This is a genomic window from Microbacterium sp. NPDC089695 (assembly GCF_044749085.1).
Taxonomy (GTDB): Bacteria; Actinomycetota; Actinomycetes; order Actinomycetales; family Microbacteriaceae; genus Microbacterium.
Genome location: NZ_JBIVHG010000001.1, coordinates 194,538 through 215,984, shown reverse-complemented (window position 1 = coordinate 215,984; position 21,447 = coordinate 194,538). Strand labels below are relative to the sequence as shown.

Below are 21,447 nucleotides of genomic sequence, written 5' to 3'. Positions count from 1 at the left end.
CCTGAGGAGGACCAAGTGGCTAAGGCCAAGTTCGAGCGGACCAAGCCGCACGTCAACATCGGAACGATCGGTCACGTCGACCACGGCAAGACCACGCTCTCCGCAGCGATCTCGAAGGTGCTTGCTGACAAGTACCCGTCCGACACCAACGTGCAGCGCGACTTCGCTTCCATCGACTCGGCGCCGGAAGAGCGCCAGCGCGGAATCACCATCAACATCTCGCACATCGAGTACGAGACCCCGAAGCGCCACTACGCTCACGTCGACGCCCCCGGCCACGCCGACTACGTCAAGAACATGATCACGGGTGCGGCGCAGATGGACGGCGCGATCCTCGTGGTCGCCGCCACCGACGGCCCCATGGCTCAGACGCGTGAGCACGTGCTGCTCGCCAAGCAGGTCGGCGTGCCGTACCTGCTCGTCGCGCTGAACAAGGCCGACATGGTCGACGACGAGGAGATCCTGGAGCTCGTCGAGCTCGAGGTCTCCGAGCTGCTCGCGGCTCAGGGCTTCGCCGAGGACGCTCCTGTCGTCCGCGTCTCCGCTCTCAAGGCCCTCGAGGGCGACGAGAAGTGGACCCAGGCGATCCTCGACCTCATGCAGGCCGTCGACGACAACGTCCCGGACCCCGAGCGTGACCGCGACAAGCCGTTCCTGATGCCCGTCGAGGACGTCTTCACGATCACCGGTCGTGGAACCGTCGTCACGGGTCGCGCCGAGCGTGGCACGCTGGCCATCAACTCCGAGGTCGAGATCGTGGGTCTGCGCCCGACGCAGAAGACGACCGTCACCGGTATCGAGATGTTCCACAAGCAGCTCGACGAGGCATGGGCCGGCGAGAACTGTGGTCTGCTGCTCCGCGGCACCAAGCGTGAGGACGTCGAGCGCGGCCAGGTCATCGTGAAGCCCGGTTCGGTCACGCCGCACACCGACTTCGCGGGCACGGCGTACATCCTGTCCAAGGACGAGGGTGGCCGTCACAACCCCTTCTACACGAACTACCGCCCGCAGTTCTACTTCCGCACCACCGACGTCACCGGCGTCATCTCGCTGCCCGAGGGCACCGAGATGGTCATGCCCGGCGACACCACCGACATGACGGTCGAGCTGATCCAGCCGATCGCCATGGAGGAGGGCCTCGGCTTCGCCATCCGTGAGGGTGGTCGTACGGTCGGCGCCGGTACGGTGACCAGCATCATCAAGTAAGCATCTGCTTCCTGGCACAGGGGTCGGACCTTCGGGTCCGGCCCCTTTGTCGTGCCCGGGGCGATGTGGGCAGGGCGAGATCTGCTCGTATTCGAGCACGACTCGCCGATGCATGATTTTGAATACAACACGAAGTGTCGTATACGGTGAGGGGTGCTGCACTTCGTGCGGCCCGTATGCGTCGTTCCGCGGTCAAGGGCGGATCGACAGCCGACGTGGGTGATCTGGGGAACCCGAACCTCCTCCGACCGCGCACCCGGTGCATGCGAGAGGGGAGTGCCCGCACATCGGGGAGTGGTGTGCGGGGTCATAGGGGAGTTTCAGCATGCGTTCGACCCTGCGTCGGAAGTTCGATCAGCGCGCCCGGAGACTGACGGCGGTCACCGCTGTCGTCTCGCTCATCGCCGGGGCTCTCGCCCTCGGCGTCACGGCGCAGACGGCGGTCGCCGCCCCGTGGGCGCCCTCGGTCACGGCGCAGAGCGCCGACCCGTCCGGAGCGGGGAAGGACTTCGTCCTCGCCGGCGAGGACGTGACCTTCGACGTCGCCGTGCGAAACGGCGACGGCGGTGCGCAGTTCAACCTCAGCCTGGTCGCGATGCTGCCGGCATCCGTCGAGTATGTGTCAGGAGGCGCCTTCGGCGCACCCGTCGTGTACGCCGAGGGCGAGACGCTTCCGAACCGGTCGCGCACCGTCGCGACCGGCTGCGAGGCCCTCGGCCTCGTCGCCGCCGCCGAGACGCCGCTGTGCGCTGTGCCGGCGGGACAGCAGGTCTGGGTCTGGTCGAACGTCAACGACCTCCCGCAGGGGGCCACCGTGTCGTCGAGCATCGTGATCGCCCCCGTCAGCGACCTCTACCCGGTGGGTGGCGAGATCGGGTTCTCGATCCGCGCCTACACGAGCAACGATCCGTCGCGTCTGCCCACGTACGACGGATCGCCCAGCGTGGCACGCACGACCGCGCACACCTCGGGTGCCGGTACCGCGACCGATGACGTGCCCGTGCAGGCGCTGCGCATCGTGAAGAACGAGCCGAGCGTCGAGAGCGAGCTGCTGCGCGGTGTGCACAGCAGTGTCACGACCTACACCCTGCGCGTCGAGAACACGACCCGTGGTGCGACCACCGGCGTCACCGTCACCGACTACCTCCCCGCGGGCCTCGAGTACCTCGGCCTCGCCGCAGGAGACAACTCCACCGGGATCGAGTACCCGGGGGCGCCCGCGCTGACCGGCGGTGTCACGGCAGCGGAGTCCGTCGACACCGTGCGCGTAGACGCCGCACGCGCCGCTGCCCTGGGCCTCCCCGGCGCCGGGGTGTACACGGTCGTCGTGTGGACGCTCGGCGAACTCGCCGCCGGTGCCACGGCCGAGATCCGCTACCACGCGGCCGTGCCCCTGTTCGCGAACGAGTTGTGGGCCGAGGGGTCCGCCCCGGCGGCCGCCGCGGGCGGTCAGGCGGCGAACCTCGACAACAACACCGGTGCGTCCACGCGCCACGGCGGCGCCGACTCCGCGGAGGCCGCGCAGTCCTTCCGCAACGTGGCCGCCGTCGCCGGCACGTACCAGGGCGCCGTGCTCGGCGGAGACCCCGCGCACCGTGCCGCGCACGATGACGACGACGAGGTGATCGAGGCCGTCGACGTCCGTGTCGTGAAGGGCGTCGAGAGCGGCGGCATGTTCGACACCGGCGCTGTCGCGACCTACTCGGTGCGCGTCGACGTCAGCGAGTACGTCGACGCCTCCGAGATCGTGCTCACCGATGTCATCCCGAACGGTCTCTGCCCCGCCTTCCCCGCCTCCGGGTCGGACGTGACGCTGAAGATCGGCGACCGCGAGGTCACGGGAGACGAGTGGAACGCCCAGATCGCGGGAGACGCGTGCGACTTCCCCACCGCGGTGCGGGGAGCCGATGTCTCGGAGGGCCTCACGCTCACGTCGATGACATACGCGCCGGCCGAGGGCACGTTCACGGTGACCTTCGCGGTGGCGGACCTCGCCGCCGGAGCGTCGTACACGGGCCGGTACGCGGCCATGCAGCGCCCCGACTACACGGGGGCGAACGGCGGCACGAGCTCGGGCGACCGTTTCGTCAACACCGTGCACGTCGCGGCGCAGACGACCCCGATCGCCGCCATCGCCGACGACCCCGACCTGAGTGACCGCGTCGGCGGAGTCCGGCACGCGCTCGACGACTCCTCGGCCGTCATCGCCTCGCGCTACACCGGACTCGAGAAGACGGTGCTCGAACGCGGACAGGCGCCGACCGACACGGATGCCGTGTGGTCGGCCGAGAGCGCGACGCCGTTCTCGCCGGGCGACGACGTCTGGTACCGCATCGTGGTGCCCTTCGCCGCCGGCATCGACACCCGAGACCCGATCCTCACCGACTATCTCCCCGAGGGCGTCGACATCGCAGAGGTCGCATACGGGTACCGTGGGATCCCCGGGGTCGCCGACGTCACGGGCCCCGTCGCCTGGGGATCCGGAACCTTCCCGAGCGAGTACATCCCGAACACCACGGCGAACGGAACCGCGCTGTCATGGGAGTTCGGCGCACGCAACCGCAGCGGCAGCGACGACCGGTTCATGCCCGCGGGCAGCACGGTCACGGTCTATCTGCGCGGTGAGGTCAGCGCGCAGTCGGCGTCGAGCGACGACGTCGACAGCCCGCTGAACCACGCCAAGTACCAGCAGGTCAACGTCGACGGGGAGATCTCGTTCCTGCGCGACGACGCCGGCATCGACCTCGACTGGGGTGCGACGCTGACCAAGGGCATCCGCGCGGTCGACGGCGACGTCATCGGCGCCGGGTTCGGGTCGCGCATCGAGACGCGCCAGGTCGTGCAGGGCGACGAGGTCGAGTACCGCATCGACGTCACCGCACCGCAGAACACCACCACCGACTACGTGGTGTGGGACGTGCTCCCCGCAGGCGTCACGAAGGCCGATGTGTCGGGCTTCACCGCGGAACGGCAGGATGCGGGAGCATCAGTGCCCCTCGCGGCCGGCGAGTTCTCGGCGACCGCGTACGACGCCGGCGAGACGCTCCCCGACGGCATCGCACCCGCGCGTGGTCTCACCGACCGCTCGGTGATCGCGTGGACGGTATCCGCATCCGTCGCCGGCAGCGCGCCCGCGACCGAGGCCGCGCCCGCGGTCGTGCGCGGCGTCAGCCTCGGCTACACGCTCACCGTGCCGGCGGGTGTCGCCGGCGGCGGGGACGCCGCACAGCTGACGCAGAGCTACACCAACACGGCCGGCATCGTCAGCTACGCGATCGAGAACACGCCGTCGCGCACCACCACGGTGGTGCCGCAGACCGACGGTGGCGGCCAGCAACTCACCACGCGCACGCCCCGTGACGGGGAGGTCGCGACCGGCGACGCCGGCACCGTCGACAGTGCGGAGGTGCACCTGCCCGACGTCGTGATCGAGAAGAAGCTCGTCTCGACCGCGGTCGCGCCGACCGCCGATTCCTCCGCGGGCATCGTCGACCTCGGCGACGGCGCGCGCAACAGCGCGACGCAGATCGTGCAGGGCGAGTACGCCACGTTCGAGTACGCCGTCACTATCCCCGCACGCACGACCATCGCGGGCGCGGTCCTCGCCGACGACGGCGCCTTCGGGCTCGCCTCCGGCTCCGTGACCTACCAGTACGTCGCGGGCAGCGCGGCCTACATCGGCCCCGATGGTGCTCCGCTCGCTATCGGCGACGGCGCTGACGACTTCCGCGCGTCCGAGACCGCGGGAGCTACCCACGGCGTGCTCACCTTCCCCGACACCTACACGAACGACACGGCGCAGCCGCAGACGTTCCGCGTGCGCATCACCACGTGGGTGCACGATCGCGACTCCGCGGCGGGGCCGTCCGTGCGAGACATCGCGAACGGTGCGCAGCTCACCAACACCGCACGGCTCGTGTTCCGCGACCCGAACGCCGGGGGAGACGCGCGACTGACGCGCACCGACACGGCATCCGTGCAGTTCGTCGAGCCCGAGCCGACGCTGCGCAAGACCTCGTCCTCCGCCACGGTCTCGTCGCGCGGCACGGTCACCTACACCCTCACGGCGACCAACGCCTCCGGGCGTCCCGCGCTGTACGACGCCGTCGTGATCGACTGTGTGCCGAAGGAGATCACCCCGAGCGATCTCCGCGCGTCCACCGGCACCGCACGCATCCTCGACGAGGCGTGCGAAGGCACCGCCGACACCGCCATCACACGCGGGAGCGGCACCGGCACCCTGATCGAGTGGACGATCTCCGCGCTCCGCGGAGACGCGAGCACCGCCACGCTCACGTACCTCGGCACGGTGCAGGAGCACCCGGGCGGTGGATCCGAGTTCGTCAACCGCGCCGAGCTGGCCGGCCACACCCTCCCGCTCGCCGTCGGGGCGGACGCCGACACCGCGGATCGCCGCGGCACCTACACGCGCACCGCGAACGCGACGGTGAGGATGCCGGAGGCGTCGATCGAGAAGACCGTCGCCCCCGCGTCGGCCGCGGTCGGCGAGGTGGTCACGTACACCGTGACCACGACCCTCCCGTCGAGCACCAACTTCTACGACGTCGCGCTGACCGACACGCTGCCCGTGGGCGTCGAGTACGTCGCCGAGGGCACGAGCACCCAGACCGTGCAGTGGGCCGGCGGTCCGAACACGCCGACCGTCGGGGCGCCGTCGCTCTCGGGCCGCACGCTCTCGTGGAGCATCGCGCCGAACGACGTGGTCGCCTGGAACGGCATCAGGACCATCACGGTGACCTACCAGGCCCGACTCACCACCTCGGTGGCGGTGGCCGCGCCGATGAATAGCGCGACCTTCGCCTGGAGCAGGGTCGACGGCTCGACGTCCGACGCCGAGCGGCGCTCCCAGACCGCGACCGCCCCGATCACGATCCTCAACCCGAGCGTGACGATCGCCAAGGCGGTCAAGAACGCCGGCGCTGACGACACCGCGTACGGCTCCGCCTCCACCGGCGGCCCCGAGCAGTCGTTCACGTACCGCGTGCGCGTCACCGCCGCGACCGGCGTCGGCACCGCCCCCGCGTACGGCGTCGTCGTCACCGACACCGTCGACCCCGGCATCCGCATCGACACCGCGCAGCCGGTGTTCGCGGACGCGACATTCTCCGACGGCGCGGCGCTGCGGGAGGGACGCGGCGGCGTGATCACCTGGACGCTCGCAGGTCCGCTCGGCGACCGACCGGGTTCCGAGGTCGTCGACCTCGTGTACGACGGCACGTTCGTGCCCGCCGAGGCCCTCGGCACCGGCGCGCTCGGCAACCGCGCGGTCGTCACCCGCTACGAGTCCGCCGAGACCGGGGGATGGACGTACCGTCCGGGCACCGGCACGCGCCCCGGCGGCGGCGCGATCCTGTCGACCAACACCTCGGGCGCCGCGGACATCACGCCCCGGTTCCCCCAGGTCGCACTGAGCAAGCGCGCGACCTCGGGCAGCGAGGCCTTCGTCGGCGAGACCTTCTCGTGGACGCTGCAGGCCCGCAACTCCGGCACGGGCGCGGCCCAGACGATCACGCTGACGGACACGCTCCCCGCCAACTGGGAGTACGACGCCACGGTCGTGCCGCGCCTGACGGTCGGCACCCGGCAGCCCGTCGATCTGGCAGCGCCGGTCATCACGGCGAAGGACGGACGCCAGGTGCTGACCTGGACGCTCGGGTCGTCGAGCGGCCAGCCGCTGCTCGCGGGCACCTCGTCGGGAGCGACCGACGCGCAGCGCACGCTTCTCGTGACGTTCTCGACCGTTCCGCACCCGGGTGCGGTGACGGATGCCGGCGCTGGGCTCTCCGTCGACCATCGCAACACGGTCGGCGGCAGTGCGACCGACACGACGGGCTCGACGCGCAACGCGTCCGGTGCCTACGTCGGCGCCGACGCCTCGGCATCCGCGCACATCGCACGCGCCGACCTCCGGGTCGTGAAGCAGGCGATCGGCGGCGTGCAGGGCGTGTGGACCGCGGGCGACACGGCGCGCTCGGGCTACGCGCAGCCGCAGTGGCGCATCACGATCAGCAACCAGGGACCGGATGCCGCGAGCGGACCGTTCACGGTGACCGACGCGGTCGACCTGCCCGACGGCGTCACGACCGGTGCCTTCACCGCGCGCTACCACGCGTCCGCCTCCGACACCACGGGGGTCGCCCTGACCCTGACCGGCAGCGGGACCACAGACGACCCGTTCGTCGTGGGCGGCCGCGCGCGCACGCTCAAGGCTGACGGCACGGATCGCATCGTGCTGCTCGCGAACGTCTCGGTCGCGGCATCCGCCACCGGCACGGCATCCAACACCGCCGCAGCGAACGGACGCACCTACGAGCGCCCCGCCGACGTCACGAAGGACAACGCGTCCTCCGCGTCGACCGTGATCGCGACGGCCGCCGACCTCGCGGTGACCAAGACCGCGAACACGGTCGAGCCGACCGCGGGCCGCCCGATCACCTGGAGCATCGCGGTGCGCAACAACGGTCCGTCCGTCGCGCTCTCGACGGGTGCCACGCCGATCACCGTGACCGACACGATCCCCGCGGGGGTCTCGGAGGTGCAGGATCCCTCGGCCGGGCTGTCGGCCTGGACCGTCTCGGCCTCAGACGGATGGCCGGCCGCAGCCGGCGACATCGTCACCTGGACGTTCGTCGGATCGCAGATGCCGGTGGGTCCGGCGCAGAGCCTCGCGCTCACCGGGACGATCGACGCGTCGTGGACGGGCGGGGAGATCCGCAACGCGGCATCGGTCGTGCCGGGCGCGACGACCGATCCGACGTCGTCGAACAACACCGGCGAGGCCGCGGTCACCCCGGGCGACGCCACCACGCTCGCGATCACGAAGACGCGCGTCGTGCGCGACAACGGCGAGTGGAAGGATGCCGCGCACCTCGGCGCCGCCCTCCCCGACGTGGTGGCGGGTGACACGGTCAGCTACCGCGTGATCGTCACCAACAACGGCCCGGCCGACGCGCGCGATGTGCGCGTCGTCGACGAGGTGCCCGGCATGCTGACCTACGCCTCGGTGGAGGACGAGTCCGGCGCCTGGACGCGCACGGCGGGTCCGGGAGCATCCGACACCTTCGCGGTGGACGGCACGGTGCCCGCCGCGTCGGGGCAGAGCACGCGCTCGTTCATCGTGACCTACACGGTCGACGCCGCGCTCGTACCCGGGTCGGAGGTCGAGAACTGGGCGCAGGCGTCGGCGACGAACGCGACCAACGCCCCGCGCGACGGCGACACGACGGCATCCGATCGGGTGGCCGACCTGTCGATCGTCAAGCAGGCGATCGGCGCCGACGGCGCCCCGGTGGCCGACGACGTCGTGCCCGAGGTCGTCGCGGGCACCGAGACGCGCTTCCTGCTGACAGTGACCAACCGCGGACCGAGCATCTCGGGCGCTCCGATCGACATCTCCGACCGGCTGCCGGCCGGTCTCGACTACGTCTCGTCCACGATCGCCGTGGCCGGGTCCGGCGCGGTGGACGCCGACGCCGTGGTGTCGGACGACGGACGCACGCTCTCCTGGGCGGCGCTCGGCGGCACGGACACGCTCGCCTCGGGGGCCACGATCGTGATCGAGGTGACGACGGCGGTGTCCGCCGACCTGCGCCCGCAGCGCCTCGTCAACGCGGCCGACGTGACCGGCCCCGACGACGTCGACCCGAGCGACAACCATGACGAGGCGTCGATCGACGTCGTGCGCCTCGCCGAGATGACGATCGTCAAGGAGGCGGCGGCCGGACCGTGGATCGCCGGCACCGAGGTCGTCTACACGCTCACGGTCGACAACGCCGGACCGTCGGTCGCCGACGCGTTCGTGGCCGACGTCCTCCCGTCGGGCCTGACGCCGGTGTCGATCGCGGGGGAGGGATGGACGTGCGACGACGCGGCGCAGACGTGCTCGCGCTCCGAGCATCCTCTGGGCGAGAGCACGATCACCGTGGTCGCCCTGATCGGATCCGACGTGCCCACCGGCACCGCGCTCACCAACACGGCGACGCTGACGTGGACCGACAGTCGCTCGACGTCGCCGCACGAAGACGAGGACACGGCGCGGATCGACGTGACGACGGATGCCGACCTCCGACTCGTGAAGACGGCGATCACGGCTGACGGCGATGAGACGTCGACGGCGATCGCGGGCGAGAGCCTGCGTTACCGCGTCGACGTCGAGAACCTCGGCTCGAGCGATGCCGTCGGTCCGGTCACGGTGACCGACCGGCTGCCCGACGGCACGTCGTTCCTCGCGCTGACGGATGACGCGTCAGACCTGTGGACCGCGGTCGTCGACGAGAACGACGCACAGCTGGTGACGTTCACCCTGGCGCCGTCGACGACGGGTCTCGCGAGCGGCGTCTCGGCGCCCGCGATCGAGTTCGCCGCCCTGGTGGATCCGGCGGCAGCGCACGACAGCATCCTGCGCAACACCGCGACCGTCTCGTCGGGGACACCGGATGCGCACGCCGACAACGACACGGACGCGGCCGACGTCACGGTGGCCCGCGAGGTCGATCTGGCGGTCGTCAAGCGGCACGACGCCGACGCGGTGCGCATCGGCGACGAGCTGCCCTTCACCCTCCAGGTCCGCAACGTCGGCCCCTCCGAGGCCACCGGCGTCGTGATCGTCGACACGGTGCCCGCAGGGCTCGAGGTCGTGACCGCGGTCGGCGACGCGGTCGGCACCGGTTGGACCCTCGAGTCCGTCGAGCCCGTCGACGGGGACGTCCCCGAGGCGGGGACGCGGGTGGTCGCGCGCTACGCACCGCCGCTGTCGCCGGGTGACGAGACCGCCGACCTCGTGATCGGGACGCGCGTCCTCGTGGGCGCGTACCCCGAGGTCGTCAACGTCGCCGAGGTCACGGCCGAGGAGATCACCGACGCGCATCCGGATCGCACGCCGGAGGACAACCGCGTCGAGGATGCCGTCGACGTGCCGGCCATGGCGGCGCTGGTCGTCACGAAGACCGCCCTGGGGCTGTTCCAGGTCGGCAAGGAGGGCACGTACGAGATCGTCGTCCGCAACATCGGCCCCACGGCCGATCCCGGCCCGATCACCGTCACCGACGCGCTCCCGGACGGGCTCACGTTCGCGAGCTCTCCGGATGCCGGTGTGCGCGTCGACGGTCGCGTCGTCACCTGGACTCTCGCCGACGGCATCCCGGTCGACGGCGAGGTCACGCTCACGCTCCACGTGCGCGTGGGCCAGGCGACGTACCCGGCCGTCATGAACATCGTGTCGGTCGACTCGCCGACCGAGCAGGTGGGCGACGCGGAGCTGGTGTCGAACGCGGGGGCGGACGTCGCTCCGGCGGACCCGCTCGCCACGACGGGCGCGGCACCCGCCTGGGCGCTCGCGCTCCTGGCGCTGCTGATGCTCGTGTGCGGCGGGCTGCTGCTCGTGCGTCGTCGCCGTCGGGTGGTCGCTGCCGCTCTTCCGCGGGACGTCGCGTGAGTGCAGAATGAACATGGCGCGGGACCACCGGCGCTTCTGACCGCATCATCGAAGGGGGCCCGCATGGGTATCGAGGAAACCGTCGGCAACGCCGTCAACAAGGGCAAGGACCTGTACGAGCAGAACAAGGACAAGATCGCCGAGGCGGTCAAGAGCGACCAGGCCGAGGACATCAGCGACAAGGTCCTCGACGGCGTCGCGGACTTCGCGAAGAAGATCGCGCCGGGCGCCGCGGACAAGATCGACGAGATCCGCGACCAGGCCGACAAGGCCATCGGCAACGAGTAGTCCCGTCCCACCGCTGCACACGGCGGCTCTCCCCAGGGAGGGCCGCCGTCGCCGTGTCCGGCGTGCGACACATTCCCGACCGCGCTCTCGCGTTTCGAGGCTCCGGTCGTCTATGATGAAGATCGACCGCCTGGGGATCTTGCGGTCGAGGAATGTCGAAGGGGTTCGACATTCTGAATCCACGCGGTTCGCCGCGTCAAACTGGGGAAGCGATTTTGGGGATCATCGTGCGACGCGCGCACTCTGTGCGCTCAGGCGTCTTCCCGCCTGCGCGGCGGTCTTCTCGCCGCGCCCTCGGTCGAGGAATCCGGCGTCCCTTCACGTCGGAGTCCTCGCGTTCGGTGTGCCCCCTCGCACTGAACGCCCTCCCCAAGCGGGGCGAGGCATGGGGATGCCTCGCCCCGCTCTCCTCGCGCGGCTGAACGTTCGCGGACGAGGCCCGTCCCGCGTCGACCGAGACCCCGTGCGGATGCCGGCGGAGGCGACGTCCGACGATGCTCAGCGGATGCCCAGCAACCGCGACACGCCCGGGTTTGCAGAACGGAAATCAGCCGTGGCAGAATAGTCAGGTTCGACATTTCGGCGGCGCTCGCGCGTGCGCCGGATCACCACCAGGGCAGTGCATAGGCGGCGCAGAGCGCAGGGACCTAGGCCGCGGGTGGCAGAACACCCCCGACACCTTCATCATGAGGGCCCTGCCGTGCGCGGCGGGGGTCGGCATCCGCTCGTCGAGAGGCGTGCGGGCTGACAGCAGAACAGTGGTGCGCAGACCGGCTCCCCGGAGCCGTTCGAGTGCCGAGGCGCGAACAGCGCCGACGTGCGTCCAATGCCCCAGGGTCACCCGGCCCCGGTCGGTAAGACGCTTAAAGAGAGAGAGCAGACAATGGCGGGACAGAAGATCCGCATTCGCCTGAAGTCGTACGACCACGAGGTCATCGACACGTCCGCACGCAAGATCGTCGACACCGTCACCCGTGCCGGTGCCACCGTCGTCGGTCCCGTGCCCCTTCCGACCGAGAAGAACGTCGTGTGCGTCATCCGGTCGCCGCACAAGTACAAGGACAGCCGCGAGCACTTCGAGATGCGCACCCACAAGCGTCTGATCGACATCGTCGACCCGACGCCCAAGGCCGTCGACTCGCTGATGCGTCTCGACCTGCCGGCCGATGTCAACATCGAGATCAAGCTCTGAGGTTCGACATGGCTGACATCAACTCCAAGATTTCCAAGGGCATGCTCGGCACGAAGCTCGGCATGACCCAGGTGTGGAACGAGAACGGCAAGCTCGTTCCCGTCACCGTCATCGAGCTCGCCTCGAACGTGGTCACGCAGATCCGTACCCCCGAGAAGGACGGCTACAACGCCGTGCAGATCGCGTACGGCCAGATCGACCCGCGCAAGGTGAACAAGCCGCTGACCGCCCACTTCGAGGCCGCAGGCGTCACGCCGCGTCGTCACGTCACCGAGATCCGCACCGCGGACGCCGGCGACTACTCGCTGGGCCAGGAGCTCACGGTCGACGGCACCTTCGAGGCCGGCCAGCTCGTCGACGTCGTCGGCACGAGCAAGGGCAAGGGCTTCGCCGGTGTCATGAAGCGCCACAACTTCAAGGGCGTCTCGGCTTCGCACGGTGCGCACCGCAACCACCGCAAGCCCGGCTCGATCGGCGCGTCGTCGACCCCGAGCCGCGTCTTCAAGGGCATGCGCATGGCCGGCCGTATGGGTGGCGAGCGCGTGACCGTCCTCAACCTCACGGTGCACGCCGTCGACATCGAGAAGGGTCTGCTGCTCGTCAAGGGCGCCGTCCCCGGTGCTCGTGGCCGCATCGTCTACGTCCGCAACGCAGTGAAGGGTGCCTGATCATGGCTGACTCGACTCTCGCGCTCGACGTCCTCAAGGCAGACGGCAAGAAGGCAGGCTCTGTCGAGCTTCCCGCCGCGCTGTTCGACGTCAAGACGAACATCCCGCTCATCCACCAGGTCGTCGTCGCGCAGCTCGCGGCGGCTCGCCAGGGCACGCACTCGACCAAGCGTCGTGGCGAGGTCTCCGGTGCCGGCCGCAAGCCCTTCAAGCAGAAGGGCACGGGTAACGCCCGTCAGGGCTCGATCCGCGCGCCGCACATGACCGGTGGTGGCATCGTGCACGGCCCCAAGCCGCGCGACTACTCGCAGCGCACCCCCAAGAAGATGATCGCCGCCGCCCTGCTGGGCGCGCTGAGCGACCGCTTCCGCGGCGACCGCCTGCACGCGATCGACACGTTCGGCACCGAGGGCACGCCCTCGACCAAGGCCGCGGCGAGCTTCCTCGCCCAGGTCGCCACGTCGAAGAACGTCCTCGTGGTCACCGAGCGCGGCGACGAGCTCGCGCTCAAGAGCCTGCGCAACCTCGGCCACGTCCACGTGCTGACGTTCGACCAGCTCAACGCCTACGACGTGCTCGTCTCCGACGACATCGTCTTCACCCAGGCCGCTCTCGAGGGCTTCATCGCCTCGAAGTCCGGCGCCAACCAGGAGGTCTCCGCATGAGCGAGCAGGCATCTGTTCTCCAGACGGCCCTGAACAAGGACCCGCGCGACATCATCCTGAAGCCGGTCGTGTCCGAGAAGAGCTACGGGCTCATCGACGAAGGCAAGTACACCTTCCTCGTCGACCCGCGCGCTTCGAAGACCGAGATCAAGCTCGCCATCGAGAAGATCTTCGGCGTCAAGGTCGCAGGGGTCAACACCCTCAACCGCGTCGGCAAGGCTCGTCGCACCCGCTTCGGCACCGGCAAGCGCAAGGACACCAAGCGCGCCATCGTGACCCTGAAGTCGGGCACCATCGACATCTTCACGGCAATCGGCTGATCCGGGGGATAAAGGACAATCATGGCTATTCGCAAGTACAAGCCCACGACCCCGGGCCGCCGCGGCTCGTCGGTGGCTGACTTCGCCGAGATCACGCGATCGACGCCGGAGAAGTCGCTGCTGCGCCCGCTCGCCAAGACCGGTGGTCGCAACAACCAGGGCCGCATCACGACCCGTCACATCGGTGGTGGCCACAAGCGCCAGTACCGCGTCATCGACTTCCGTCGTAACGACAAGGACGGCATCAACGCCAAGGTCGCTCACATCGAGTACGACCCCAACCGCACCGCGCGCATCGCGCTGCTGCACTACTTCGACGGCGAGAAGCGCTACATCATCGCGCCGAACAAGCTGAAGCAGGGCGACATCGTCGAGTCGGGTGCCGGGGCTGACATCAAGCCTGGCAACAACCTCCCGCTGAAGAACATCCCGACCGGTACGGTGATCCACGCGATCGAGCTCCGTCCCGGTGGCGGTGCCAAGCTCGCACGTTCGGCCGGCGCGTCCGTCCGTCTCGTCGCGAAGGACGGCCCCTACGCCCAGCTGCGTCTCCCCTCGGGCGAGATCCGCAACGTCGATGCGCGCTGCCGCGCGACCATCGGCGAGGTCGGCAACGCCGAGCAGTCGAACATCAACTGGGGCAAGGCCGGTCGCAAGCGCTGGCTCGGCGTGCGTCCCACGGTCCGTGGTGTCGCGATGAACCCGGTCGACCACCCGCACGGTGGTGGTGAGGGCAAGACGTCCGGTGGTCGTCACCCCGTCACCCCCTGGGGTCAGGCTGAGGGTCGTACCCGTCACGCCAACAAGGAAAGCGACAAGTACATCGTGCGTCGTCGTAACGCCGGCAAGAAGCGCAAGTAGGAGTAAGAGAAGATGCCTCGCAGTCTTAAGAAGGGCCCCTTCGTCGACGAGCACCTGCTTCGCAAGGTGGTCGTGCAGAACGAAGCCGGCACGAAGAACGTCATCAAGACCTGGTCCCGTCGGTCCATGATCATCCCGGCCATGCTGGGTCACACGATCGCGGTCCACGACGGACGCAAGCACATCCCCGTGTTCGTGTCCGAGACCATGGTCGGTCACAAGCTGGGCGAGTTCGCGCCCACCCGCACCTTCCGCGGCCACGAGAAGGACGACAAGAAGGGGCGGCGCCGCTAATGGTCGAATCCATCGCACGCGTGAAGCACATCCGCGTGACCCCGCAGAAGGCTCGTCGTGTCGTCGCCCTCATCAAGGGCAAGCAGGCCGAAGAGGCTCTGGCGATCCTGAAGTTCGCTCAGCAGTCGGCCAGCGAGCCGATCTACAAGCTTGTCGCGTCGGCCATGGCCAACGCACAGGTCAAGGCGGATCGTGACGGCGAGTTCCTCGACGAGCAGGACCTGTACGTGAAGAACGCGTACGTGGACGAGGGCACGACGCTCAAGCGTTTCCAGCCCCGTGCACAGGGTCGCGCTTTCCAGATCAAGAAGCGCACGAGCCACATCACGGTCGTGCTCTCCACGCCCGAGGCGGCTCCGGCCGTTGCGGGTGACAGCAACAAGAAGGCGAGCAAGTAATGGGACAGAAGGTAAACCCGTACGGCTTCCGCCTCGGCATCACCACGGACCACGTGTCGCGCTGGTTCTCGGACTCGACGAAGCCGGGTCAGCGTTACGCCGACTACGTCGCCGAGGACATCAAGATCCGTCGTCTGCTGCAGACGCAGCTCGACCGTGCCGGCGTCTCGAACATCGAGATCGAGCGCACCCGTGACCGCGTCCGCGTCGACATCCACACCGCCCGTCCGGGCATCGTGATCGGTCGTCGTGGCGCCGAGGCCGAGCGCATCCGCGGAGACCTCGAGAAGCTCTCGGGCAAGCAGATCCAGCTGAACATCCTCGAGGTCAAGAACCCCGAGGCCGACGCTCAGCTCGTCGCGCAGGGCATCGCCGAGCAGCTCTCTGCTCGTGTGGCGTTCCGTCGCGCGATGCGCAAGGGTCTCCAGGGCGCGCAGCGCGCTGGCGCCAAGGGCATCCGCATCCAGGTCTCCGGCCGCCTCGGCGGCGCCGAGATGAGCCGGTCGGAGTTCTACCGCGAGGGTCGTGTGCCGCTGCACACGCTGCGCGCGAACATCGACTACGGCTTCTACGAGGCGAAGACCACCTTCGGCCGCATCGGCGTGAAGGTCTGGATCTACAAGGGCGACCTCACCGCCAAGGAGCTTGCCCGCGAGCAGGCCAACGCACCGAAGTCCCGTCGTGACGACCGTGGTGGCGACCGCCGCCGCGCGCCGCGCAACGAGGCTCCCGTCGCAGAAGGAGCGTCTGCCTGATGCTTATCCCCCGCAAGGTCAAGTACCGCAAGCAGCATCACCCCAAGCGTGATGGCCAGGCCACCGGTGGCACGAAGGTCTCCTTCGGCGACTTCGGCATCCAGGCGCTGACGCCCGCGTACGTGACGAACCGTCAGATCGAGTCCGCTCGTATCGCGATGACCCGTCACATCAAGCGTGGTGGAAAGGTGTGGATCAACATCTACCCCGACCGCCCGCTCACCAAGAAGCCGGCTGAGACCCGCATGGGTTCCGGTAAGGGCTCGCCCGAGTGGTGGGTCGCCAACGTCAAGCCGGGCCGCGTCCTCTTCGAGGTCGCGGGTGTCGACGAGCAGCTCGCTCGCGAGGCACTGACCCGAGCAATCCACAAGCTGCCGCTCAAGGCACGCATCATCAAGCGCGAGGAGGGCGACGCGTAATGGCGATCGGCACCAAGGAGCTCGCTCCGGCAGAGCTCGACACGTTCGAAGACCAGCGCCTCGTTGAGGAGCTGCGCAAGGCCAAGGAGGAGCTGTTCAACCTCCGTTTCCAGTCGGCCACCGGCCAGCTGGAGAGCCACGGCCGCATCCGCGCCGTCAAGCGCGACATCGCGCGCCTCTACACCGTGATCCGCGAGCGCGAGCTGGGCATCCGTGCGACGCCCGCTCCCGTCGAGGCTCCGGCCAAGAAGGCGTCCAAGTCGAAGGCGAAGAAGGCGGATGCCGCTGACGACGCCGTGAAGGAAGAGGCCGAGTGATGGCTGAGAAGAAGGCTGCAGCCGCTGAGGTCGAGCACGCCGCGCACGACGTCCGCGACGCGGACGCCCGTGGGTACCGCAAGGCCCGCCGCGGCTACGTCGTCAGCGACAAGATGGACAAGACCATCGTGGTCGAGGTCGAGGACCGCGTGAAGCACCCGCTTTACGGCAAGGTCATCCGCCGCACCTCGAAGGTCAAGGCGCACGATGAGGCGAACACCGCCGGCATCGGCGACCTCGTCCTGATCAACGAGACCCGCCCGCTGAGCGCCACGAAGCGCTGGCGTCTGGTGGAGATTCTGGAGAAGGCCAAGTGATTCAGCAGGAGTCTCGCCTCAAGGTCGCCGACAACACCGGCGCGAAGGAGCTGCTCACCATCCGTGTGCTCGGCGGCTCGCGTCGTCGGTACGCCGGCCTGGGTGACACCATCGTCGCGACCGTCAAGGACGCGATCCCCGGCGGAAACGTCAAGAAGGGCGACGTCGTCAAGGCCGTCATCGTCCGCACCGTCAAGTCCACGCGCCGTCCCGACGGCTCGTACATCAAGTTCGACGAGAACGCCGCCGTGATCCTGAAGAACGACGGGGAGCCCCGCGGCACCCGTATCTTCGGGCCGGTCGGTCGTGAGCTTCGCGACAAGAAGTTCATGAAGATCGTCTCGCTGGCGCCGGAGGTTATCTAAGTCATGGCGAAGATCAAGAAGGGTGACCTGGTCCAGGTCATCACCGGGCCGAAGGACGAGCGCGGCAAGCAGGGCAAGGTCCTCGAGATCCTGTCCGAGCGCAACCGCGTCGTCGTCGAGGGCGTGAACTACGTCACCAAGCACACGCGCGTCGGTCAGACGCAGCGTGGCACCAAGACGGGTGGCCTCGAGACTGTCGAGGCTCCCATCCACATCTCGAACGTCGCACTCGTCGACCCCTCGACCAAGAAGCCGACCAAGGTCGGCCACCGGGTCGAGGAGCAGACCAAGGACGGCGTGAAGCGCACCGTCCGCGTGCGCTACGCGAAGAAGAGCGGTAAGGACCTCTGATGGCAGCTACTGACGCTGCGGAGGCTGTCAAGGTGCAGCCCCGCCTGAAGGCGAAGTACAACTCCGAGATCAAGAAGGCGCTGCAGGACGAGTTCGGCTACTCGAACGTCATGCAGATCCCCGGCCTGGTCAAGGTCGTCGTGAACACCGGTGTCGGCGAGGCAGCTCGCGACAGCAAGGTGATCGACGGTGCGGTCGACGACCTCACCAAGATCACCGGTCAGAAGCCGATCGTCACGAAGGCCCGCAAGTCCATCGCGCAGTTCAAGCTGCGCGAGGGTCAGGCCATCGGCGCGCACGTCACGCTGCGTGGCGACCGCGCCTGGGAGTTCGTCGACCGTCTGGTGTCGCTCGCACTGCCCCGTATCCGCGACTTCCGCGGTCTCTCGGGCAAGCAGTTCGACGGCAACGGCAACTACACGTTCGGTCTCCAGGAGCAGAGCGTGTTCCACGAGATCGACCAGGACAAGATCGACCGGGTTCGCGGTTTCGACATCACCGTCGTCACCACCGCGAAGACGGATGACGAGGGTCGCGCCCTGCTGCGCCACCTCGGCTTCCCGTTCCGCTCGGACGACGCACAGGCGTGACACCTCGACGGGCTCGGCGACCATCCGGTCACTGAGCCCGTCGAAGTGCCCGTACAATTGAAGATTGCGTGCTCATCGCAGGCCGTCTGTCGTGTAACGGCAGCCGGAACCTCATGAACGAAGGAAAACAACAATGACAATGACAGACCCGGTCGCAGACATGCTGACCCGTCTGCGCAACGCGAACTCGGCGCACCACGACTCCGTGACGCTGCCGTCGAGCAAGCTGAAGACGCACATCGCCGAGATCCTCCAGCAGGAGGGCTACATCGCGAGCTGGGAGACCGCTGCCGCTCGCGTCGGCACGAACCTCACGCTGCAGCTGAAGTACGGCCCCAACCGGGAGCGTTCGATCGCGGGCATCAAGCGCGTGTCGAAGCCCGGACTCCGCGTGTACGCGAAGTCCACCGAGCTCCCCAAGGTCCTCGGCGGCCTCGGCGTGGCCATCCTGTCCACCTCCTCCGGTCTTCTCACCGACCGTCAGGCTGAGCAGAAGGGCGTGGGCGGAGAAGTTCTCGCCTACGTGTGGTAATTCGACATGTCGCGTATCGGACGACTTCCCATCGACGTTCCCGCGGGCGTGACCGTTTCGGTCGACGGCCGTGAGGTCGCGGTGAAGGGCCCCAAGGGTGAGCTCACCCTGACGGTCGCCAGCCCCATCGAGGTCGCGGTCGAGGAGAACCAGGTTCTCGTCACCCGTCCCGACGACGAGCGCGAGTCGCGGTCTCTCCACGGCCTGACCCGCACGCTCATCAGCAACAACATCATCGGCGTGACCCAGGGCTACTCCAAGGGTCTCGAGGTCGTCGGCACCGGTTACCGCGTGCAGCAGAAGGGCAGCTCGGTCGAGTTCGCCCTCGGCTTCTCGCACCCGGTCCTGATCGACGCTCCCGCCGGCATCACGCTCACGGTCGAGGGCACCAACAAGCTCACCGTCAGCGGGATCGACAAGCAGGCTGTCGGCGAGGCAGCTGCCAACATCCGCAAGATCCGCAAGCCCGAGCCGTACAAGGGCAAGGGCGTGCGCTACGCCGGCGAGAACGTGCGTCGCAAGGCCGGAAAGAGTGGTAAGTAACCATGGCTCTCAAGTCAAAGTCTGACGCCCGCGCGCGTCGTCACGCCCGCCTTCGCAAGAAGGTCGTCGGCACCGAGGTGCGTCCGCGCCTCGTCGTCAACCGTTCGGCTCGCCACGTCTTCGTGCAGCTTGTCGACGACAGCAAGGGTCACACCGTCGCGTCGGCTTCGACGCTCGAGACCGACCTGCGCTCGCTCGAGGGTGACAAGACCGCCAAGGCACGCAAGGTCGGCGAGCTGCTCGCCGAGCGCGCGAAGGCCGCCGGCGTTTCCGAGGCAGTGTTCGACCGTGGCGGCAACCGCTACGCCGGTCGTGTCGCCGCCATCGCCGATGGCGCTCGTGAGGGAGGCCTGGCACTGTGAGTGACAACAAGGAGAACGAAGTGACCGAAGCGGCTGCTGCCACTTCCGAGACGGCTGCCGGCACCACGCAGGCCGAGCCGGCTCGTGACCAGCGCGACGGTCGCCGCGGCGGCCGTGGTGACCGCAACCAGGGTGGCCGCGACCGCAACTCGCGCGACCGTGGTGACAACCAGTTCCTCGAGCGCGTCGTGACCATCAACCGCGTGTCGAAGGTCGTGAAGGGTGGTCGTCGCTTCAGCTTCACCGCTCTCGTGGTCGTCGGCGACGGCAACGGTCTGGTGGGCGTCGGCTACGGCAAGGCCCGCGAGGTCCCCCTGGCGATCTCGAAGGGTGTCGAAGAGGCCAAGCGCAACTTCTTCCGCGTGCCGCGCGTCGGCAGCACCATCCCGCACCCCGTGCAGGGTGAGGCTGCGGCCGGTGTCGTGCTGCTGCGTCCCGCCGCCGCCGGTACCGGTGTCATCGCGGGTGGTCCCGTGCGCGCCGTGCTCGAGTGCGCCGGCATCCACGACGTGCTGTCGAAGTCGCTCGGCTCGTCGAACACGATCAACATCGTGCACGCGACGGTGACCGCCCTGAAGCAGCTCGAGGAGCCCCGTGCGGTCGCCGCGCGTCGTGGCCTCGAGTTCGACCAGGTCGCACCCGCGCGTCTCGTCCGCGCCGAGGCTGACGCCATCGCCGCACAGAAGGTAGGTGCCTGATGGCCGCCCGGCTCAAGGTCACGCAGGTGAAGTCCAAGGTGAGCGAGAAGCAGAACCAGCGTGACACGCTGCGTTCGCTCGGTCTGAAGCGGATCGGTGACAGCACCGTCCGCCCCGACGACGCGCAGACGCGCGGCTACGTCAAGACCGTCGCGCACCTCGTGAAGGTTGAGGAGATCGACTAATGGCTGAGAAGAACGACGCCGTCGAGGCCGAGAAGGCCCCGAAGAAGGCTGCCGCTCCCAAGGCTGCCGCCGAGAAGAAGCCCGCGGCCAAGAAGGCACCGGCCGCTGCGGCCGACGCCAAGGCCGAGGCTCCTGCGAAGAAGCCCGCCGCCAAGAAGGCCGCGCCGAAGAAGGATGCTCCGGCATCCCGCCCCGGCGTCCTGAAGGTGCACCACCTGCGTCCGGTCCCCGGATCCAACACCGCGAAGACCCGTGTGGGTCGCGGTGAGGGCTCCAAGGGCAAGACCGCCGGTCGTGGCACCAAGGGCACGAAGGCGCGCAACACCGTGCGCGTCGGCTTCGAGGGTGGGCAGATGCCTCTGCACATGCGCACCCCGAAGCTGCGCGGCTTCAAGAACCCGTTCCGCGTCGAGTACCAGGTCGTGAACCTGGAGAAGCTCGCGGAGCTGTACCCCAAGGGTGGCGACGTCACCGTCAGCGACCTCGTCGCCAAGGGTGCCGTTCGCAAGAACGAGAAGGTCAAGGTTCTGGGCAACGGCGACATCGCCGTGAAGCTCACCGTCGCGGTCGACAAGGTCTCGGGTTCTGCCGAGCAGAAGATCGTGGCCGCGGGCGGATCCGTCAAGTAACCACGTCATGAGAGGGGTCGGAGATTCTCCGGCCCCTC

23 protein-coding genes are annotated in these 21,447 nt (G+C 68.7%); all 23 read left to right on the top strand.

Annotated features, from left to right (window positions below; genetic code table 11):
- Positions 1-15: 15 nt before the first annotated feature.
- The 23 genes from tuf (at position 16) to rplO (ending at position 21,409) form a co-directional block, all read left to right on the top strand.
- A complete protein-coding gene (gene tuf / locus ACIPYT_RS01130; protein ID WP_050722492.1) occupies positions 16-1,206 on the top strand; it encodes an elongation factor Tu in 1,191 nt (396 codons plus the stop codon).
- A 325-nt stretch (positions 1,207-1,531) separates the two neighbouring features.
- Positions 1,532-10,660 carry an isopeptide-forming domain-containing fimbrial protein gene (locus ACIPYT_RS01125; protein WP_401069630.1) on the top strand — a complete coding sequence of 3,043 codons (9,129 nt, stop codon included), beginning with the start codon at positions 1,532-1,534 and terminating at the stop codon, positions 10,658-10,660.
- Between the two features lie 63 nt (positions 10,661-10,723).
- On the top strand, positions 10,724-10,948 hold the full coding sequence (locus ACIPYT_RS01120; RefSeq protein WP_401069627.1) for a hypothetical protein: 225 nt from the start codon (positions 10,724-10,726) through the stop codon (positions 10,946-10,948).
- 883 nt (positions 10,949-11,831) lie between these two features.
- Entirely contained in the window at positions 11,832-12,140 is a 309-nt protein-coding gene (gene rpsJ / locus ACIPYT_RS01115; RefSeq protein ID WP_017201594.1) for a 30S ribosomal protein S10, read from the top strand.
- 8 nt (positions 12,141-12,148) lie between these two features.
- The gene (gene rplC, locus ACIPYT_RS01110; protein WP_401069624.1) at positions 12,149-12,808 is read left to right on the top strand and encodes a 50S ribosomal protein L3; all 660 of its coding nucleotides are present in this window, start codon (positions 12,149-12,151) and stop codon (positions 12,806-12,808) included.
- Positions 12,809-12,810: 2 nt separating this feature from the next.
- Complete coding sequence (gene rplD, locus ACIPYT_RS01105; protein ID WP_401069621.1) at positions 12,811-13,473, top strand: 50S ribosomal protein L4; 663 nt, start codon at positions 12,811-12,813, stop codon at positions 13,471-13,473.
- The gene (gene rplW, locus ACIPYT_RS01100) at positions 13,470-13,793 is read left to right on the top strand and encodes a 50S ribosomal protein L23 (protein ID WP_017829206.1); all 324 of its coding nucleotides are present in this window, start codon (positions 13,470-13,472) and stop codon (positions 13,791-13,793) included. Before rplD ends, rplW begins: the two co-directional genes overlap by 4 nt.
- Positions 13,794-13,814: 21 nt before the next feature.
- Positions 13,815-14,654 carry a 50S ribosomal protein L2 gene (rplB, locus tag ACIPYT_RS01095; protein WP_401069618.1) on the top strand — a complete coding sequence of 280 codons (840 nt, stop codon included), beginning with the start codon at positions 13,815-13,817 and terminating at the stop codon, positions 14,652-14,654.
- Positions 14,655-14,666: 12 nt separating this feature from the next.
- On the top strand, positions 14,667-14,948 hold the full coding sequence (rpsS, locus tag ACIPYT_RS01090) for a 30S ribosomal protein S19 (protein WP_017201589.1): 282 nt from the start codon (positions 14,667-14,669) through the stop codon (positions 14,946-14,948).
- Positions 14,948-15,346, top strand: coding sequence for a 50S ribosomal protein L22 (rplV, locus tag ACIPYT_RS01085; RefSeq protein ID WP_401069615.1), 399 nt, complete (start codon positions 14,948-14,950; stop codon positions 15,344-15,346). Before rpsS ends, rplV begins: the two co-directional genes overlap by 1 nt.
- Positions 15,346-16,101 (top strand): 30S ribosomal protein S3, encoded by a 756-nt coding sequence (gene rpsC / locus ACIPYT_RS01080; RefSeq protein ID WP_401069612.1) that lies wholly within the window; start codon positions 15,346-15,348, stop codon positions 16,099-16,101. Before rplV ends, rpsC begins: the two co-directional genes overlap by 1 nt.
- Positions 16,101-16,520 carry a 50S ribosomal protein L16 gene (gene rplP / locus ACIPYT_RS01075; protein WP_401069609.1) on the top strand — a complete coding sequence of 140 codons (420 nt, stop codon included), beginning with the start codon at positions 16,101-16,103 and terminating at the stop codon, positions 16,518-16,520. The genes rpsC and rplP overlap by 1 nt, the downstream gene beginning before the upstream one ends.
- A complete protein-coding gene (rpmC, locus tag ACIPYT_RS01070; RefSeq protein WP_050722500.1) occupies positions 16,520-16,837 on the top strand; it encodes a 50S ribosomal protein L29 in 318 nt (105 codons plus the stop codon). Before rplP ends, rpmC begins: the two co-directional genes overlap by 1 nt.
- Entirely contained in the window at positions 16,837-17,154 is a 318-nt protein-coding gene (gene rpsQ / locus ACIPYT_RS01065; protein WP_401069606.1) for a 30S ribosomal protein S17, read from the top strand. Before rpmC ends, rpsQ begins: the two co-directional genes overlap by 1 nt.
- On the top strand, positions 17,151-17,519 hold the full coding sequence (gene rplN, locus ACIPYT_RS01060) for a 50S ribosomal protein L14 (protein ID WP_053097479.1): 369 nt from the start codon (positions 17,151-17,153) through the stop codon (positions 17,517-17,519). The genes rpsQ and rplN overlap by 4 nt, the downstream gene beginning before the upstream one ends.
- Before the next feature lie 3 nt (positions 17,520-17,522).
- A complete protein-coding gene (gene rplX, locus ACIPYT_RS01055; protein WP_401069603.1) occupies positions 17,523-17,870 on the top strand; it encodes a 50S ribosomal protein L24 in 348 nt (115 codons plus the stop codon).
- Entirely contained in the window at positions 17,870-18,460 is a 591-nt protein-coding gene (rplE, locus tag ACIPYT_RS01050) for a 50S ribosomal protein L5 (RefSeq protein ID WP_401069600.1), read from the top strand. Before rplX ends, rplE begins: the two co-directional genes overlap by 1 nt.
- Before the next feature lie 133 nt (positions 18,461-18,593).
- Positions 18,594-18,992, top strand: coding sequence for a 30S ribosomal protein S8 (gene rpsH, locus ACIPYT_RS01045; protein WP_401069597.1), 399 nt, complete (start codon positions 18,594-18,596; stop codon positions 18,990-18,992).
- A 6-nt stretch (positions 18,993-18,998) separates the two neighbouring features.
- On the top strand, positions 18,999-19,535 hold the full coding sequence (gene rplF / locus ACIPYT_RS01040; RefSeq protein ID WP_401069595.1) for a 50S ribosomal protein L6: 537 nt from the start codon (positions 18,999-19,001) through the stop codon (positions 19,533-19,535).
- Between the two features lie 2 nt (positions 19,536-19,537).
- Entirely contained in the window at positions 19,538-19,897 is a 360-nt protein-coding gene (gene rplR, locus ACIPYT_RS01035; protein ID WP_029260926.1) for a 50S ribosomal protein L18, read from the top strand.
- Positions 19,898-19,917: 20 nt separating this feature from the next.
- Positions 19,918-20,595 (top strand): 30S ribosomal protein S5, encoded by a 678-nt coding sequence (gene rpsE / locus ACIPYT_RS01030; protein ID WP_220174217.1) that lies wholly within the window; start codon positions 19,918-19,920, stop codon positions 20,593-20,595.
- Positions 20,595-20,780 carry a 50S ribosomal protein L30 gene (rpmD, locus tag ACIPYT_RS01025; RefSeq protein WP_042538783.1) on the top strand — a complete coding sequence of 62 codons (186 nt, stop codon included), beginning with the start codon at positions 20,595-20,597 and terminating at the stop codon, positions 20,778-20,780. The genes rpsE and rpmD overlap by 1 nt, the downstream gene beginning before the upstream one ends.
- Positions 20,780-21,409 carry a 50S ribosomal protein L15 gene (gene rplO, locus ACIPYT_RS01020; RefSeq protein WP_401069590.1) on the top strand — a complete coding sequence of 210 codons (630 nt, stop codon included), beginning with the start codon at positions 20,780-20,782 and terminating at the stop codon, positions 21,407-21,409. Before rpmD ends, rplO begins: the two co-directional genes overlap by 1 nt.
- Positions 21,410-21,447: the final 38 nt, after the last annotated feature.